General features: G+C 64.0%; 15 protein-coding genes and 3 tRNA genes. 4 read left to right on the top strand and 14 right to left on the bottom strand.

The annotated features are described in order from the left end of the window. Positions 1-7: 7 nt before the first annotated feature. The 3 genes from QO014_RS04055 to QO014_RS04045 form a co-directional block, all read right to left on the bottom strand. Positions 8-415 carry an Hsp20/alpha crystallin family protein gene (locus QO014_RS04055; RefSeq protein ID WP_266347346.1) on the bottom strand — a complete coding sequence of 136 codons (408 nt, stop codon included), beginning with the start codon at positions 413-415 and terminating at the stop codon, positions 8-10. 119 nt (positions 416-534) lie between these two features. Next, entirely contained in the window at positions 535-3819 is a 3285-nt protein-coding gene (locus QO014_RS04050) for a GH36-type glycosyl hydrolase domain-containing protein (RefSeq protein WP_266347345.1), read from the bottom strand. Positions 3820-3853: 34 nt separating this feature from the next. Continuing rightward, positions 3854-4834 (bottom strand): glycosyltransferase family 2 protein, encoded by a 981-nt coding sequence (locus QO014_RS04045; protein ID WP_266347344.1) that lies wholly within the window; start codon positions 4832-4834, stop codon positions 3854-3856. 542 nt (positions 4835-5376) lie between these two features. On the opposite strand from QO014_RS04045, the gene QO014_RS04040 reads away from it, so the two are divergent. Beyond that, positions 5377-6021 (top strand): DsbA family oxidoreductase, encoded by a 645-nt coding sequence (locus tag QO014_RS04040; protein ID WP_266347343.1) that lies wholly within the window; start codon positions 5377-5379, stop codon positions 6019-6021. Positions 6022-6064: 43 nt separating this feature from the next. Next, positions 6065-6478, top strand: a complete 414-nt coding sequence (locus QO014_RS04035) for a VOC family protein (protein WP_266347342.1) — start codon at positions 6065-6067, stop codon at positions 6476-6478. Between the two features lie 138 nt (positions 6479-6616). Here the strand turns inward: QO014_RS04035 and QO014_RS04030 are convergent, their stop codons facing one another. The 11 genes from QO014_RS04030 to QO014_RS03980 all read right to left on the bottom strand — a co-directional run bounded on the left by QO014_RS04030 (position 6617) and on the right by QO014_RS03980 (position 14676). Continuing rightward, on the bottom strand, positions 6617-7162 hold the full coding sequence (locus QO014_RS04030) for a putative glycolipid-binding domain-containing protein (RefSeq protein ID WP_266347341.1): 546 nt from the start codon (positions 7160-7162) through the stop codon (positions 6617-6619). 5 nt (positions 7163-7167) lie between these two features. Beyond that, the gene (locus QO014_RS04025) at positions 7168-8640 is read right to left on the bottom strand and encodes an NAD-dependent succinate-semialdehyde dehydrogenase (protein ID WP_266347340.1); all 1473 of its coding nucleotides are present in this window, start codon (positions 8638-8640) and stop codon (positions 7168-7170) included. Positions 8641-8882: 242 nt separating this feature from the next. Further along, on the bottom strand, positions 8883-9593 hold the full coding sequence (locus QO014_RS04020; RefSeq protein WP_266347339.1) for an HAD family hydrolase: 711 nt from the start codon (positions 9591-9593) through the stop codon (positions 8883-8885). Between the two features lie 139 nt (positions 9594-9732). After that, positions 9733-11010, bottom strand: a complete 1278-nt coding sequence (gene eno, locus QO014_RS04015; RefSeq protein ID WP_266347338.1) for a phosphopyruvate hydratase — start codon at positions 11008-11010, stop codon at positions 9733-9735. A 163-nt stretch (positions 11011-11173) separates the two neighbouring features. Beyond that, positions 11174-12010, bottom strand: a complete 837-nt coding sequence (gene kdsA / locus QO014_RS04010) for a 3-deoxy-8-phosphooctulonate synthase (protein ID WP_266347337.1) — start codon at positions 12008-12010, stop codon at positions 11174-11176. A 94-nt stretch (positions 12011-12104) separates the two neighbouring features. Beyond that, positions 12105-12941, bottom strand: a complete 837-nt coding sequence (locus QO014_RS04005) for a VOC family protein (RefSeq protein WP_266347336.1) — start codon at positions 12939-12941, stop codon at positions 12105-12107. Positions 12942-12989: 48 nt separating this feature from the next. Beyond that, positions 12990-13066 (bottom strand) — tRNA-Arg (locus QO014_RS04000). Between the two features lie 25 nt (positions 13067-13091). Beyond that, the gene (locus QO014_RS03995; RefSeq protein ID WP_266347335.1) at positions 13092-13397 is read right to left on the bottom strand and encodes an ETC complex I subunit; all 306 of its coding nucleotides are present in this window, start codon (positions 13395-13397) and stop codon (positions 13092-13094) included. A gap of 39 nt (positions 13398-13436) precedes the next feature. Beyond that, positions 13437-13513: transfer RNA gene (locus QO014_RS03990), tRNA-Pro, on the bottom strand. Positions 13514-13612: 99 nt separating this feature from the next. Continuing rightward, complete coding sequence (locus QO014_RS03985) at positions 13613-13993, bottom strand: DUF192 domain-containing protein (protein WP_266347334.1); 381 nt, start codon at positions 13991-13993, stop codon at positions 13613-13615. A gap of 98 nt (positions 13994-14091) precedes the next feature. After that, complete coding sequence (locus tag QO014_RS03980; protein ID WP_266347333.1) at positions 14092-14676, bottom strand: cold-shock protein; 585 nt, start codon at positions 14674-14676, stop codon at positions 14092-14094. A gap of 295 nt (positions 14677-14971) precedes the next feature. Between QO014_RS03980 and QO014_RS03975 the strand changes: the two genes are divergently transcribed. Both QO014_RS03975 and QO014_RS03970 read left to right on the top strand, forming a co-directional pair. Further along, positions 14972-15391, top strand: coding sequence for a VOC family protein (locus QO014_RS03975; protein WP_266347332.1), 420 nt, complete (start codon positions 14972-14974; stop codon positions 15389-15391). A gap of 126 nt (positions 15392-15517) precedes the next feature. After that, a tRNA-Glu gene (locus QO014_RS03970) sits at positions 15518-15592 on the top strand. Positions 15593-15850: the final 258 nt, after the last annotated feature.

Raw genomic sequence — 15850 nt, 5'->3', positions numbered from 1 at the left:
CTCCCGATCAAGCGCGCTTGCGCAAGACGATGGCGAGGCAGCCATTGACGACGGTCGGCCGCATGACCTCGAAGCGGCCCGCCGGAAGCGGAATCTGGCGTTCGAAATGCCCCTGCGGCAGTTCGAGCCTATGGATGACGGCCGTTCGGAGTTGTGGCGGCAGAATGCGCTCCCCGGCAATCACCAGGGCACTGCCGCTGATCGCGACCTTGATATGATCGGGATCGACACCAGGAAGGGCTGCGAGCACGAGAATCTCGTGTTCGGTCTCCAGGACATCGACGGGCGGCTCCCAGGCGATCGCGCGGCTGCGCTGCGGCACGGGACGAAACATCTCGCGATGCAGTTTTTCCGCACGCGCCAGCATGGCGAGCGCATCCGACCACATCCAGGAACGAGGATCGGTATTCGACATAGATATTCTCCAAAGCCAGGTTGGGCGACCGGTCAAATCCGCATCGTTCCACCTGCTCGGATCATAGATGGGCAATCGATCCCGTCTTTTCGATAGCCCCCGTTATCAATGCAGACCGTTCAGTGGCGCCGCACGATGGCCTCGCCGTCCATGACCATCAGGACGGTCGTGCCGGCGGCGGAGCGCGGCAGCAGCGGCGCATCGGCAGGCGCGCCGAAATGACGACGGATGCCGAGAAGCTTCTCAATGAGAGCGCGGGTGAAGAGGCCCGGCCCGCTCGAATAGATCCGCCAGCCACCGTCGACGGCGATCGTGCCGGCCTTGACCCGGTCCCAGTCCGCGCTCGCCTGATAGCGATCGGCGAAGGCTGCATCGCTGCTGCTGAAATAGCTGTTGCGCTGGCGTGGCGACGCGTTCGGCAGATGGTCGGTCACCGCGATCGGATTGACGATCGCCAGCGCCTGCCAGAGCGCATCGGCATCGCCATGAAGCGCTAATGCCTCGGCGTAGCGCAAATGCGCATGGACATACATCAGCCCGATCTCGCGACCGAAGAAGGACGAGGATTCGGCGCGGCGGAAGATCTGCTCCGGGCCGCCGCGATAGGTGACCGGCCGGTCGATCAGCCGCGCACCGTCCGGGAACAGTAGATGGTCCCGGATCAGGCCGAGATGATGCGTGGCCTGCTCCGCCGTGAACAAGCCGCCAATGATCGCCTGCGTCATCGGGATCAGCGAATATCGAAGACCCGTGCGGGTGTCGCTCGGATGGAGCAGCAGCTCGACATCATCGCTTTCGGGATCAAAGATCGCGTAGCCGGCAACGACCCCATCGCGGATCAAATGGCGGTTGAAATCCGCCCGCATCGCCGCTGCCAGCCCGTCGAGTTCGTCCGCCGATCCAGGGCGCCCCGCAATCCGCTGGATCGCGCCATAGCGCACGAGTTGCTCATAGAGGAGCGCGACGGTCCAGCTGCTGACCATCCAGTCGCGCAGCGCCGGATCGTGCGGTTGCAGTGAATCGTTCCAGTCGCCCTCGCCATAGCGGATCAGATGGGTTCCCGCGATGAAGCGGCTCCGAACCGTCGCGATCAGGCGATCGAGATGTTCGTGGATCGCGAAGGCCTGGTCGGTCGGCGCGAGCGACGCATCCTGGCGGTAGGGCACCGCCGCGTCGAGAATGGAGAGATCGCCGGTTGCTTCGACGTAATCGCACAGCGCCTTGAGCGGCCAGATGACGACATCGCCATGGCTCTCCCCCGCGCGGATATTGGCGTAAGGGTCCAGCATGAACCATTGGGGCCAGTCGCCCCGGGTCTCGTATTGCTCGGCGAAGATGGTGGTGATGATCGCGCGCGCCGTCGCGTCGTGGCGAAGCGCCAGCAGGAACTCGATCGGCCCCTGGCAGACATCGCGCGTGCCCCAGGCGGCGCCGGTATATTGCTCGAGCCCGTGAGGAACGGTCAGGTGGATCATCGCATCATGGGCGAGCCAGGGCAGGATCAGGCTGTGCGCCTCGACATCGGGTCCAGGACCCGTGAGGCGCAGATCGCGCGTGACATGGCTCCAGTAACGGCGCGCCGGATCCAACAAGGTGGCCGGATCGACACGCTGGGCAAAGTGGGCGGCGAGGCGCTGTCCCTGCTCCACATCCATCATCGATCCGACGACCGAGAAGGATAGCCGGGTGGTCCAGCCGGAGCGGATCACGATGTGGCCGGTTCTGCGTGAGAGACCGTCCTCGAACAGCAGAGCGTCGTCCCCGATCGCCTCGATGGCGTCGGGCGTGTCCGTCACCAGATGATAGGCGGCATTGGGGTAACGCTGGCCCCAGAGCCAGTCCGGGCCAGGGCGAAACGAGAAGCGCTTGGTCGCCTCGTCGATCTCGATCGAACCGACCTGTTCCAGTTCGCGCTCGCCGAGCACGACATGACCGATCACGAGGAAGCGGCAGGGCTCCCCCTCGACGTCCACCGTCCAGTTCATGGCGGCTGCATCGCCCGCCGCGATCGCGCGGATCGTGATCGTCCGTTCATCATCGGCATAGATCCAGCGGCAATCGCTGAGGCCGATCTCGAAGATCGACGGCACGGTGAGCAGGCGCCATCCGTCGCCCGCATCGACCAGTATCCGCAATCCGCTCGCCCGCGTGATGTTGTAGGGATCGCGCGAGACCGAGAAGAGCTTGTGGAACGAGGTATTGCCGATGGTGAGCTGCGCGGCGAACACGCCATGCATCCAGCACGTCGCGCAGAGTGTGTTCTCGTCGAGGGTCATCCCCTGCCCGCTTCGCACCAGAGCGCCATGACGCCTTGCAACGACATGCTCCTTGTCGCGGAGGACAACATGACGATTCTGCGCGCCGTCCGGCACGAAGAACGACCAGAGCACGCGGTCGATCCGCTCCTCGCGCCGACGATCGGGATAGAGGCGATCGATCGTCGCCTCATCCAGTGACCGCACGCTCAGTGGCGGCGCATCCTGCAACAGGCTGCGGGCCGGCGGCTGGAACGCCAGATCGTCCTCGATCGGCGCAACTGCCCAATCGGCGATCGAAGCGAGCCTCTGGAGATCGGCCTCGCTCGATGCTTCCGGATGATTGGCGACATAGAGGCCAAAGAACCGACAGTTGGTCGACGCCCCGGGCGCGAGCTCGACCACCCGCGACTGCAGCATCGGACAGGCGACCTCGTGCTGAAGCCGCTCGCCAGGCAGGGCCGTACCAAACGCGGCGGCAGCGCTCTCCGCCTCATCGCGATAGGAAGGCCCGAAATACTGGATCGCATCGGTCGCGTAGGCGACCGCACCATCGACGCAGCCCTGTGCCAGCCAGGGATTGCAGTCCCCCTGGCGCAGGTTCTGCCGTGTCATCACGACGGGGCCAAAATCCGGATGCGACGCAATGTGATGGTCGAGATATTGCGAGGCATAGGCCTCGCTCCCCATCAGGAAGCCGCGCGGGCCCAATCCGACATCCTGGACGAAGACGATATCGCAGGCCGCAGCCGCAGCGCGCGTGTTCACCAGCGCGACGGTCCAGAACCAGGCGGGCTCGCTCGGATGCAGCGCGAGCGTCACGCGATGGCCAATTCCGTCCGTCTCGCCGTCCCATGCGATGGACCGCGCGCCGACACCGATGCGAGCCTTCGCTGCGGCGCCGGCAATAGGCACGGCTAACGGAGGAGCCCCCGCGACGCGAAGCATGATCCGTCCGATACCACCATCGATCGGCGAACCGGCGATCTGGTTGATCATCATGCGGCCGGATGCCGAACGATGTTCGATCGAGAGGATCGCGCCGTTCGGCAACAGCGAAACGGTCAGCCCGGCAGCATTGCTGATCGTCCGCAGGCCGAGATCGTCTTCGCGCGGCGTATGGATGATGCGCGGCATTTCATGCGGCATGCTTTCCTCCCGGTCGCGCTCTTCCGGCGCAGTTCTAGGTCCTGTCGGGGTCGCTCGATGCGCTTGTCTCGGCACGCGAGCGGATGACTTCGCGCGCTATGTATACGGGGCGCTGCTTCGCCTCCATATAGAGGCGCCCGACATATTCCCCCATCACGCCGAGCCCGATCATCTGCATGCCCGAGAGGAACAGGATGACCGCCACCAGCGTCGGAAAACCCGCGACTGGGTCGCCGATGATCAACGCCTTAACGACAAAATAGACGCCGTAGACGAAGGAGAGGATCGCTATCGTGAAGCCGAGCCAACTCCACATGCGCAGCGGCACCGTCGAAAAGCCCGTAATGCCGTCGATCGCAAAGCGCAGCAGGCGCATGTAGCTCCATGTCGAGGAGCCGGCGCTTCTCTTCTCGCGCACGAACTCGACATATTCGGTCTTGAAGCCGACCCAGGCGAACAACCCCTTCATGAAACGGTTGGTTTCCCTGAGCCTCAGGACCGCGTCGACCACGACACGATCCATGAGCCGGAAGTCGCCGGCATTTTCCGGTATGCCGGGTCGGCAGAGCAGGTTGAAGAGCTGGTAGAACAGGCGGCTCGTCGTGCGCTTCACCGGTGTGTCGGCGCTGCGGTCGAGGCGGATGCCGACAACCATCTCGGCGCCGTTGAACCAGCGCTGCACGAATTCGTCCATGACTTCGGGCGGATCCTGCAGATCGACGTCGATCGGAATCACGGCGTCGCCGCGCGCATGTTCGAGCCCCGCCGTCATGGCGGCTTCCTTGCCGAAATTGCGGGCGAGCAGGACGACGGTGACGGCCGGATTCGCTGCGGCAATCTCCTTGAGCCGGTCAGCGGTCGTATCGCGGGAACCGTCATCGACCGCCACGATCTCCCAGTTCAGGCCGAACCGCTCGGTGATACCGTCCAGAACGGGCACGATCCGGGCGAAAAAGCCGTCGAGTACCGCTTCCTCATTGAACATCGGCACCACGACCGAGATCAGCTTCGCCATGGCTGGGTGAAGTCCTTTTCAATCGCTAGGATGGCGGCGCACACGCTGCGACCGTCCGAGGCAGGGGTGATGCCTATCGCGATTTAGTGCCAATCACACGCGAATTGAAGTGACGATCCCGAAGAAGATCGTGACCACAGTGCGATGAAGGCGCGGCGGCAGGATGGGCCGCGCGAAGTGGGGAGAATTCCTGGCCGGTATCCCGCTGGCAGATGACAGGCCGCTGGACAGTGGCTGCGCCGGAATGCCGGCGGCAATACTCGAAGGCAAGCAGGCCCGAGAGGTGAGCGTGGTCTTCGGATCAGATCAGGATCATCGCGCCGGCTGCCAGCGTCGTGCCGACGAGGCTGCCGAACATGAGGGCGAAGAGCAGAGCAAAAGTGGTGCGCATGATATGGACCCCTGGTTAACTTGGCTGTTCTTTCTCGTTAACTTAGTGGTAACACTCGGTTGCCTTCTTGCCAGTGATCACGGTCACCAGCGCTTCAAGGCGAAAAAACCGAATCCCGAGCGGCGCGCGCCGCCAGTTCAGCGGAGGCCCGATGGCCAAGCTCGTCATCGACGTCGTGACCGACATCGTCTGTCCCTGGTGCTTCATCGGCGTGACGCGCCTCGAGAAGGTCCTGGCGGCACTGGGCGTCGAAGCCGCGATTACCCATCACCCCTTCTTCCTCGATCCAAACCTGCCGCCCGAGGGCGTGGACGTGGCCGAGATGCTCCGTCGGAAGTATGGCGGCGACCCTTCCACCATGTTTGCGCGCGTCGAGGCCGAAGCCCGCAAGAGCGGTATTCCGCTCGATCTGTCGAAGCAGCCGCGCCAGCGGCCGACGACAGCGGCGCACACGCTCGTGCGCATGGCGGGCGAGACCGGCCGGCAGGAAGCGGTCGCCATGGCTCTCTTCAAGGCCCATTTCTTGGCCTCGCGCAATGTCGCGGACCCGGATGTGCTCGTCGATGTCGCGATCGACCAGGGCCTGGACGGCGAGGCCGCCCGACGTTTCGTCACCGATCCGGCCGAACTCGAACTGACCCGGCGCGCGGCGTCCGGCACTGCGGGAAGCGGGATCGGCGGCGTGCCATTCTTCGTTTTCGATCGCAGGCTTGCACTCTCGGGCTGTCAGCCCGAAGATGTGTTCGAGAGGACGATCACGCAGGCTTTGGCCACGACCGCGACCGTCGGCGCCTGAACCAGATCGACCTCGCTCGACCGGCGACGAGGAGGTAAGCCCCATGACAGTGCAATCCCGGCTCTTTCCCGTCCTGCGCTATCGCGACCCCAAGGCGGCGATCAACTTCCTGGTCGAGGCCTTCGGCTTCAGCACGCATGCTGTCCATGCCGATCAGGAAGGCGCGATCGTTCATGCCGAGTTGAAGCTCGGCGAGAGCATGGTCATGCTGGGTCCGGTCGATGCGGAAATCGGTGCCACCGGCCGCACGGTCAGCGGCGGACTGTCGAGCATCTATGCCTCCGTGCCCTTCGTCGACGGCCATCACGACCGCGCCGTCGCCGCCGGCGCGGTCGTCACCCGCCCCCTCGCCGATACGGCCTATGGCTCACGCGAATATGGCTGCCGCGACATCGAGGGCTATGAGTGGCACTTCGGCACCTATGATCCCTTCCTGGCGGGCACCGAGAACAGCTGAGCGGCCGCGGCGATGACTATCGCTGAGAAGAGGGGGTTGGCGCCACGGGACATGGCGCGGACCTTCGGCTGACGTAAACGAATGACGGGTGAGGCCCGATTTCGGAGAGGCTACGTCATCGGGCAGCAGCGACCAGCCTCACAGCACCCGTCGGAACAGGCCTTCATACTGCTCGACGATACCGAATTCGTCGGTCTCGATTTCGGCTGCGAAGCTCCCGTCCACCGCCTCGTAGAGATAGCGTCGACCGACTTCCAGGCAGCTATAGCGCTGGCGGTCGATCGTCACGTCGAGATCGGGAAAGCGGATATAGGCGACGGCGATCTCGGCCGCCTCCCCCGCCTGCAGGCCGAGACGCCGGATCGGCAGCGTGTTGGTGAGCGGACTGGCCGAGAAATCGACATCGATCGCGCCCACGAGCGACGGCACGCGCTTGCCCTCGCTGTTGCGCCATAGACCATCACCATCCGATTGCAGCACGATCGATGGCCCACCCACGACATGGACGCGCGCCTCGGCCACGCGGTCATCGGGATGGCAGCTCAGATGATAGCTGGCCGCAAAGTGCGCCTCGCCGCCCGAAAGAATGGCGCCATCGGCGACCAGGCCGGACGGCCGGACGCTGAACACCATGTGTTCCAGCCCTTCCCCATCCCAGCTCTGCCATCGCACCGCGCGGGACATGGCGGCTACCGGTCCAGGCCGGCAACGAGCAGATATTTCTTCTCGACGAATTCGTCGATGCCGTGATGCGAGCCTTCACGGCCATTGCCGCTTTCCTTGACGCCGCCAAAGGGTGCTAGTTCGGTCGAGATCAGGCCCGAATTGATGCCGACCATGCCGTATTCAAGCCCCTCGCCGACCCGGAAGATGCGGCCGATATCGCGCGAGTAGAAATAGGCGGCGAGGCCGAACTCGGTATCGTTCGCGGCCGCGATCACCTCTTCCTCGGTCTCGAACTTGAACACCGGGGCGATCGGTCCAAACGTCTCCTCGCGCGCAACCAGCATGTCGGCCGTCACGCCGGAAAGGACCGTCGGTTCGAAGAACGTGCCACCCAGCGCGTGGCGATGACCGCCGAGCACGATCTTCGCGCCCTTGGTCGTCGCATCCTTCAGATGTTCCTCGACCTTCGTGATCGCCTTGTCGTTGATCAGCGGACCCTGCGTCACGCCGGCCTCGACGCCGTTTCCGACTTTCAGCTTCTCCACCGCCGCGGTCAGCTTCTCGACAAAGGCGTCATAGATGCCCGATTGCGCATAGAGGCGATTGGCGCAGACGCATGTCTGGCCCATGTTGCGGAACTTCGAGACCATGGCGCCCTCGACGGCCGCGTCGAGATCGGCATCGTCGAAGACGATGAACGGCGCATTGCCGCCGAGCTCCAGCGCCATCTTCTTCACGGTCGTCGAGGCCTGACGCATCAGCAGCTTGCCGACCTCGGTCGAACCCGTGAAATTCACCATGCGGATGGCGGGATGCGAGGTCAGCACGCCGCCGATCTCCCTGGCGCCGCCCGTCACGACGTTGAACACACCCTTGGGAATGCCGGCGCGATCGGCCAGCTCGGCCAGCGCGAGCGCCGTCAGCGGCGTCTCGCCAGCGGGCTTCAGCACCATGGTGCAGCCTGCGGCGAGCGCCGGGCCGGCCTTGCGCGTGATCATGGCGGCCGGGAAGTTCCATGGCGTGATCGCCGCGATGACCCCCGTCGGCTGGCGCAGCACGAGAATACGCGCATCGGCGCGGTGGCTCGGCAGGGTTTCGCCGGCGATCCGCTTCGCCTCCTCGGCATAAAATTCGATATAGGACGCCGCATAGTCGATCTCGCCCTTGGCCTCGGCGAGTGGCTTGCCCTGCTCGGCGGTAAGGATCAGAGCCAGATCGTCGCGATGGGCCATGATCCGCTCGAACCATTGCCGGACGAGTTTGGAGCGCTCCTTGGCCGTCTTGGCGGCCCAGGCCTTGAAGGCGGCAGCGGCGGCGTCGACCGCCGCCTGTGTCTCGTCGGCGCCGAAATGCGGGACGCGGCCGATGATGGCGCCCGTCGCCGGATTGGTCACATCCGTCTGCGGGCTCCCGATCCAGGCGCCATCGACATAGCACTGATCCTTGAGCAGGGTCGGATCGATCAGCTTGAGCTTGGTGATGGTCGGCGTGTCCATGGGCTTCGTCCTCGACGGTCTCTTCGCGCCAACGCAGCCGCTTGCGGCCGTTCCGTCGGCAGAACGTCAAGATAGCGCGCAGAGGCCCATATCGCCATCCATGGCGTCATCGGGCCTTCCGCATACCCGGACATGCGCAGTCCAGAACGCCGACTGCCAGGCGACGCGCCGCCGCCGATCACGGTCGCATTCGAGATGGATTTCGAGGGCGTCGTCGCGCCCAATATTCAGAAGACAGACGCCTATGGCTCGCGCAATTTCTCAAGAAGCGCCGGCAAGGCCATGATATCACTGAGAACATAGTCCGCCCATGGCGTGAGCTGTTCTTCCGTCAGATAGCCGGTCGCGACGCTGATCGCGGTGACGCCTGCGGCTCGGGCGGCATCGACATCATGCATCGTGTCGCCCACCAGCGCCGCCTCCTCGGGACGAATGCCGAAGCGATCGAGGAAGGCGAGGATCTGGCCGGCCTCCGGCTTCCGGCCATGGCCTGAATCATAGCCGATGATGTCATCGAACCAATGCGTCAAGCCGAGCTTGGCGCAATGGGCGCGCGCCCCGCGTTCTGAATCATTGGTGATGACGCCGAGGCGATAACCGGCCTCTTTCAGCGCCGCAAAGACCAGCGAGGGATCGCCGATCGGCACGGCAGCGTCGAGTGCCGCCTCGTAATAGAGATCGATGAGCCGGGCGTCGAAGACCGGACCCGGCGCTTGGCCGAGCGCTGCAGCCCAATCCGGGCCGATATCCTCGAGCGAGCCGCCCACGAAAGGCGAGGTCGGCAGCAGGCGCTGCGTCGCATCGTCGAAATGGATGATGGAGGCGAGCCGCGCGGCGATGATTTCATCCCCAGCCGCGAGCAGGCGGATCACATCGGCCGTCGCCGTATCCCACGTCCGGGCGAAATCGAGGAATGTTCCGTCCTTGTCGAAGAGAATGGCGCGAAGCGGCATGGACGGGTTCCGGTCTAGGGGCGCCGATGGGGCAAGGCCGCTCGTCGCCCGGGCAGGACATTGGCCGGCGCAGCGCGCCGACCACAATCGCGATGGGGCGGGAACGCCTTGCGAGCGCCCGCCCCAGCCTTGAAAGGGCTCAGCCCTTCAGGATGCTGCGGCCGGCATACTGGCCCTGGATACCGAGCTGCTCCTCGATGCGGATCAGCTGGTTGTACTTTGCGGTCCGGTCGGAGCGGGCGAGCGAGCCGGTCTTGATCTGACCGCAGTTCGTCGCGACCGCGAGATCGGCAATCGTCGAATCCTCGGTCTCGCCCGAACGATGCGACATGACGGCGGTGTAGGCGGCCTTGTGGGCCATCGCGACGGCGTCCAGCGTCTCGGTGAGCGAGCCGATCTGGTTGACCTTGACGAGGATCGAGTTAGCCGTGCCGGACTTGATGCCACGCGACAGGCGGGTCGTGTTGGTGACGAAGAGATCGTCGCCGACGAGTTGGACCTTGCCGCCGATCTTGTCGGTCAGGCCCTTCCAGCCGGTCCAGTCATCCTCGCTCATGCCGTCCTCGATCGAGATGATCGGGAACTTCGAGGCGAGGTCGGCCAGATAGTCGATCTGCTCGTCGATCGAGCGCACGACGCCCTCACCTTCATAATGGTACTTGCCGTCCTTGAAGAACTCGGTCGCGGCGCAATCGAGGCCGAGATAGATGTCCTCGCCCAGCTTGTAGCCGGCCTTCTCGATCGACTTGGCGACGAAATCGAGCGCGGCGACGGCCGAGGGCAGGTTCGGCGCGAAGCCGCCTTCATCACCGACATTGGTGTTGTGGCCGGCGTCCTTCAGGGCCTTCTTCAGCGTGTGGAAGACTTCCGAGCCCCAGCGGACGGCCTCGGCCAGCGTCGGCGCGCCGACCGGGAGGATCATGAATTCCTGGAAATCGATCGGATTGTCGGCATGCACGCCGCCATTGATGATGTTCATCATCGGCACCGGCAGGATCTTGGCGTTGACGCCGCCGACATATTTGTAGAGTGGCTGGTCAGCCGAGAGGGCCGCGGCCTTGGCGAGAGCCAGCGACACGCCGAGAATCGCGTTGGCGCCGAGGCGGGCCTTGTTCGGCGTACCGTCGAGCTCGATCATGGTCGTATCGATCAGGCTCTGGTCTTCGGCTTCCATGCCGCCGATCGCGTCGAAGATCTCGGTGTTGACCGCCTCGACGGCTTTCAGGACGCCCTTGCCCTGATAGACCGACTTGTCGCCATCGCGCAGCTCGACCGCCTCATGCGCGCCCGTCGAGGCGCCCGAGGGAACGGCGGCGCGGCCGAGCGATCCGTCCTCGAGCAGCACATCGACCTCGACCGTCGGATTGCCGCGGCTGTCGAGAATCTGGCGGGCGATGATGTCGATGATGGCGGTCATGAAGACGTCCTTCTGTGGCGCGCGGGAGAGGCGTGATTATCCTGCCGCTTCTAGCGCGCCGAAGGGCGGGACGAAAGGCCGGCCACATGAAAACTGTGCAGCCGGGCCGTGTGTCGCGGCTTAGCCGGGAGAGGCGACGGCCTGATGACGGGCCGCGTTGCGCTCAGCCTGCCTTGGCGATCCGGTCGAAGGCCAGCAGTCTTTCGAGCAGCGCCGGCATGTCGTCGATCTTGACCATGTTCGGCCCGTCCGACGGGGCATTGTCGGGATCCTGATGCGTCTCGATGAAGACACCGGCGACGCCGACAGCGACGGCCGCCCGCGCCAGCACGGCGACGAACTCGCGCTGCCCGCCGGATGAACTGCCCTGCCCGCCCGGCTGCTGCACGGAATGGGTCGCATCGAACACGACGGGCGCGCCCATCGCCGCCATGATCGGCAGCGCGCGGAAATCGGTCACGAGCGTATTATAGCCGAAGCTCGCGCCACGCTCGGTCAGCAGCACATTCGGATTGCCGCTCTCGGTGATCTTGGCGAGCACGTTCTTCATGTCCCAAGGCGCCAGGAACTGGCCCTTCTTGACGTTCACCACCCTGCCCGTCTCGGCAGCGGCAATCAGCAAATCGGTCTGGCGGCTCAGGAAGGCCGGGATCTGGAGGATGTCGACGGCCTCGGCCACGATCGCGCATTGTTCGCGCTCGTGCACATCGGTCAGCACCGGCACGCCGAATTCCTTGCGGATATCGGCGAAGATCGGCAGGGCGCGCTCGAGGCCAGCGCCGCGCTTGCCCGTCAGGCTGGTGCGATTCGCCTTGTCGAAGGAGGATTTGTAGACGAAACCCATGCCGAGCTTGCCCGTGATCTCCTTCAGCCGGCCCGCCATATCGAAGGCATGATCGCGGCTTTCGAGCTGGCACGGGCCCGCGATCAGGGTCAGCGGCAGGGCATTGCCGAACAGGGCATTGCCGGCCTGGACATGGGCGTTGGGCAGTGTCGTCATGGAACTGGGCCTCGCTGGTCGTTGCGGCCACTTCTTACAGCGTCGCGACCGCGGAGGCGAACTGAAAGCGCCGCCTCCCGGCGGCTCATCCGGGTCAGCGGCCTCGATCTGAAAAAACGAGGTCGACGCCATGGCTAGCGGAGGCGGGCACGACCAGCGTCTGACCAACCCTCTCGAACGGCATATGGGCGGTCAGCAAGTGCCGCTCCGTCTGGTCGAGGTCGGCAACGGCAATCTCGATCGCTGCGAAATGCGGCGTCGTTTGATCGGCGGTCGGCAGAACGATCAGCTCGTCGTCGCCGATGGCGATCGAGAGAGACTCACCGGCGATCCTGGCCTCATTGGCTCCGGCAAAGTCACACAGAAATGGCGCAACCTCTTCGGGATGCTGGGCGACCATTCGGACGCCAGCCACGCGCGCAGCGCCGTTCGCGTGGCACTGATATTCGGGCCGCCAGAAATTCTCGGGAAAGTGATGCTGACAGGAGAAAAAGCCGGCATCGTCGATCATCGGGCTGCTGGTGAAGGCCAACGAAAACGCGACCTTGCGCTCCACCCCGTCCGGACCGCGCGCAAGCCGCTCGAAATGGGCGATATCGTAGGTGCGAAGCCCCGAAGCCGCCATTCGCTGCCGGTCTGCCTCCGCGTCGTAGCTCTTGAGGACCAGCATGGAGAGCCCTTCCCGACGCGCCAGAAAATCGCGGTTGAACGCGGCGAAGGAGAAGGTGGCTTCGGTCGGCTCGGGAATGCGCGAGACGTCGTTGAGCGCCAGCAGCTCAATATAGCTCCCGCCCATCTGGACGAGCGCATTGGCCGTTCCGAAGGGATGCAGGGCGCGCGGCGTAACGGTGAATCCGAGCTGGTCGAACCGGGCCCGCGCCGCGTCGAGATCATGGACCGCGATGACGAGATGATCGATGCCGGAGACCATGCCGCGCACTCCTGAAAGCGAAACGCGCCCGCATGGCCAGAAGGAGAATGGTGACCCCGGCGTGACTCGAACACGCAACCACCCGCTTAGAAGGCGGGTGCTCTATCCGGTTGAGCTACGGGGCCACGAGTCCCGATACGAAACAGCGGCTCAGTGCGTCCAGGACTGCAGGCGGCCGAACTTGAAATTGTCCGAATAGGATATCTTCTTGCGGACATTCTCGTGCGCGGCGAAGAGCTGATAGGGGATGCCGTTCTTCTCGGCATAGGCCACAGCCTCTTCCTGCGTATCGAAGAAGAGCTTGATCTGGCGCTTCATGTCGCCCGAGGACGAATAGCCCATCAAAGGCTCGACCAGAACCGGGCTCTCCGGCTCATAGGTCAGCATCCAGCGATCGGTTTTCGCCTGGCCAGACTGCATTGCGTTCTGCGCCGGCTTGAAGATACGTGCAACCATCGTTGTTCGCCCAGGCTCCGATAAAACCCATATCGATCGTGGTCGGGGCAGCAAGATTCGAACTTGCGACCCTCTGGTCCCAAACCAGATGCGCTACCAGACTGCGCTATGCCCCGACGATCGATGGTCGTGAATTACACGTTCGCACCACTGCCATCAAGGCCGCGAGGCGATGATCCGCCGCGGCAAACAGCCTTTTCGCCGCAGTGCACCCTCTATTCACGGGGGATCTTGAAACGATCGCCCGGCACGAGGCCGATCTTGTCCGACGCGCCACCCACCAGTTCCAGCACATAGCGGACCGGCGCACCGCCCGGAATCACGGTTTCCGAATAGGGCGTCGTGCGCTTCTCGATCCGGTAGACCGTGCCGTCGTCCGTGATGAAGACCATGTCCAGCGAGAGCGGCGTGTCCTTCATCCAGAACATCACCGGCTGCTCGACGCCGAAATCGAACAGCATGCCGTGATCATCGGCCATGCTGGTGCGGCCCATCAGGCCGTGCTCGCGCTCGGCCATCGTCCGCGCCCATTCGATGGAGATGCGGTGCTTGCCGGTGCTGGTCGTGACGACCAGCTCGTTCGGCCCTTGCGCCATGCTCTGAAACGCAAACAGACCGAGACCCAAGGCAACGATAGCGGCAACAAGCAGCGGCCAGTATTGCCTTGCGCCACCGCGAGACTGTGCGATCACGCTCAATGTGATGAAGACGGACCGCCGGCGGCGCCGTCCGGCCGGATTTCCGCCGCCATCAGGCCCTTGTCGCCCGGTCCGAAACGGACGAGCACGACCTGGCCGGGCCTGAGCTCCATCAGTCCGTAGCGGCGTAGCGTTTCCATATGGACAAAGATATCCTCCGTCCCCTCGCCGCGCGTGACGAAGCCATAGCCCTTGACGCGGTTGAACCACTTCACGACGCAACGTTCGAGGCCGCTGGTCGGCGTGATGACCGTGTGCGTCCGCGGCGGACCGGCCTGGGCCGGATGAATGGCCGTGGTCTCGTCCATGCTGATCACGCGGAACGCCTGGAGGCCACGCGGCCCCTGCGACGCCTCGCAAACAATGCGCGCTCCCTCATATGCCGTCTGGAAGCCGTCACGGCGCAGGCAGGTCACATGCAGGAGAACGTCGGGCGAGCCGTCATCGGGAATGATGAAGCCATAGCCCTTCGAAGCGTCGAACCATTTGATGGCTCCGACCACTTCGACGAGGTCCAACCCACCACCATCTTCGCCGGAGGCGACAGACGACGACGAGCCGACGTTATTCTTGGACCCCATATCCACGGCCCCCAGATCAGCCTTCAAACGGCCATACAAGATGTAATTTCGCCCCCGCCACAAAGTGGCAGCCCACGATCGAATCCCGAAGCCACAATAGCACCGCAACTCTCTCTGACCAGTGTCTTGCGCGCCACAATCCAGCCTTTCCGCGAAATCCAACCAATATCGTTCCGTTGAATTGGCCTCGGGCCGACAGCGGCTTATGGTGTCGCCGCCATCCAGGCCCGCAGCGGCCTGCTCTCGCAGTCTCACGCCAACAAATTCAATAGAATCCCGAAAGGACAGCTACGCCATGAAATATCTGCACACCATGGTCCGCGTCACGAATGTGGAGGAGTCACTGGACTTCTACTGCAACAAGTTCGGCCTGAAGGAGTTGCGCCGCATCGACAACGAAAAAGGCCGCTATACCCTCATCTTCCTCGCCGCTCCGGGGGACGAAAGCGCGCAGGTCGAGCTCACCTATAATTGGGACCCCGAGGTATATGGCGAAGGTCGCAATTTCGGTCACCTCGCCTACCGCGTCGACGACATCTACGCCCTCTGCGACAAATTGCAGAAGGCCGGCGTGACGATCAACCGTCCGCCTCGCGACGGCCACATGGCCTTCATCCGCTCGCCCGACAACATCTCCATCGAGCTGATCCAGGCCGGCGATCCGTTGCCGCCGAAGGAACCCTGGGCTTCCATGCCCAATACCGGCAAGTGGTAGCCTGATCTTCCGCGCGGCCATTTCGACGTGGCCGCGCGGGTCGCAGGCGGCTCATCCACAGCCTTGTGACAATGATGCAAACCGGCCTTGTGCCTTCCGGGAATCGCATCTATAAACCGCCCCGCCGCGCCCTTCGTCTATCGGTCAGGACGCCACCCTTTCACGGTGGAGAGAGGGGTTCGATTCCCCTAGGGCGCGCCATCTTCCTTTTCGTTCAGCGCCGGCAAGAACCGAGATCCTGGAGAACAGCCAGGTGAGGATCGTCTTGTCCGCTGCCCTCGATGCGCGGCCGCCAGCAGCTCAGGCTGTTCGGCATGGCGCCTCGGTGTGCCGCCAACTCTCAATGGCCGGCAACCGGCAATATCCTGCCCTTTTCCGCGAAAGAATGCGCCCGGCTTGGCGCAGCGCCGTCGGTGGAAACAGCTGGATCATTTCATCGTTTCATGGAAACGACGAGAT

This window comes from Kaistia dalseonensis (assembly GCF_030814715.1).
Classification (GTDB): Bacteria; Pseudomonadota; Alphaproteobacteria; order Rhizobiales; family Kaistiaceae; genus Kaistia; species Kaistia dalseonensis.
The sequence above is the reverse complement of the archived record's forward strand: the minus strand, read 5'-3'. Positions and strand labels throughout refer to the sequence as shown.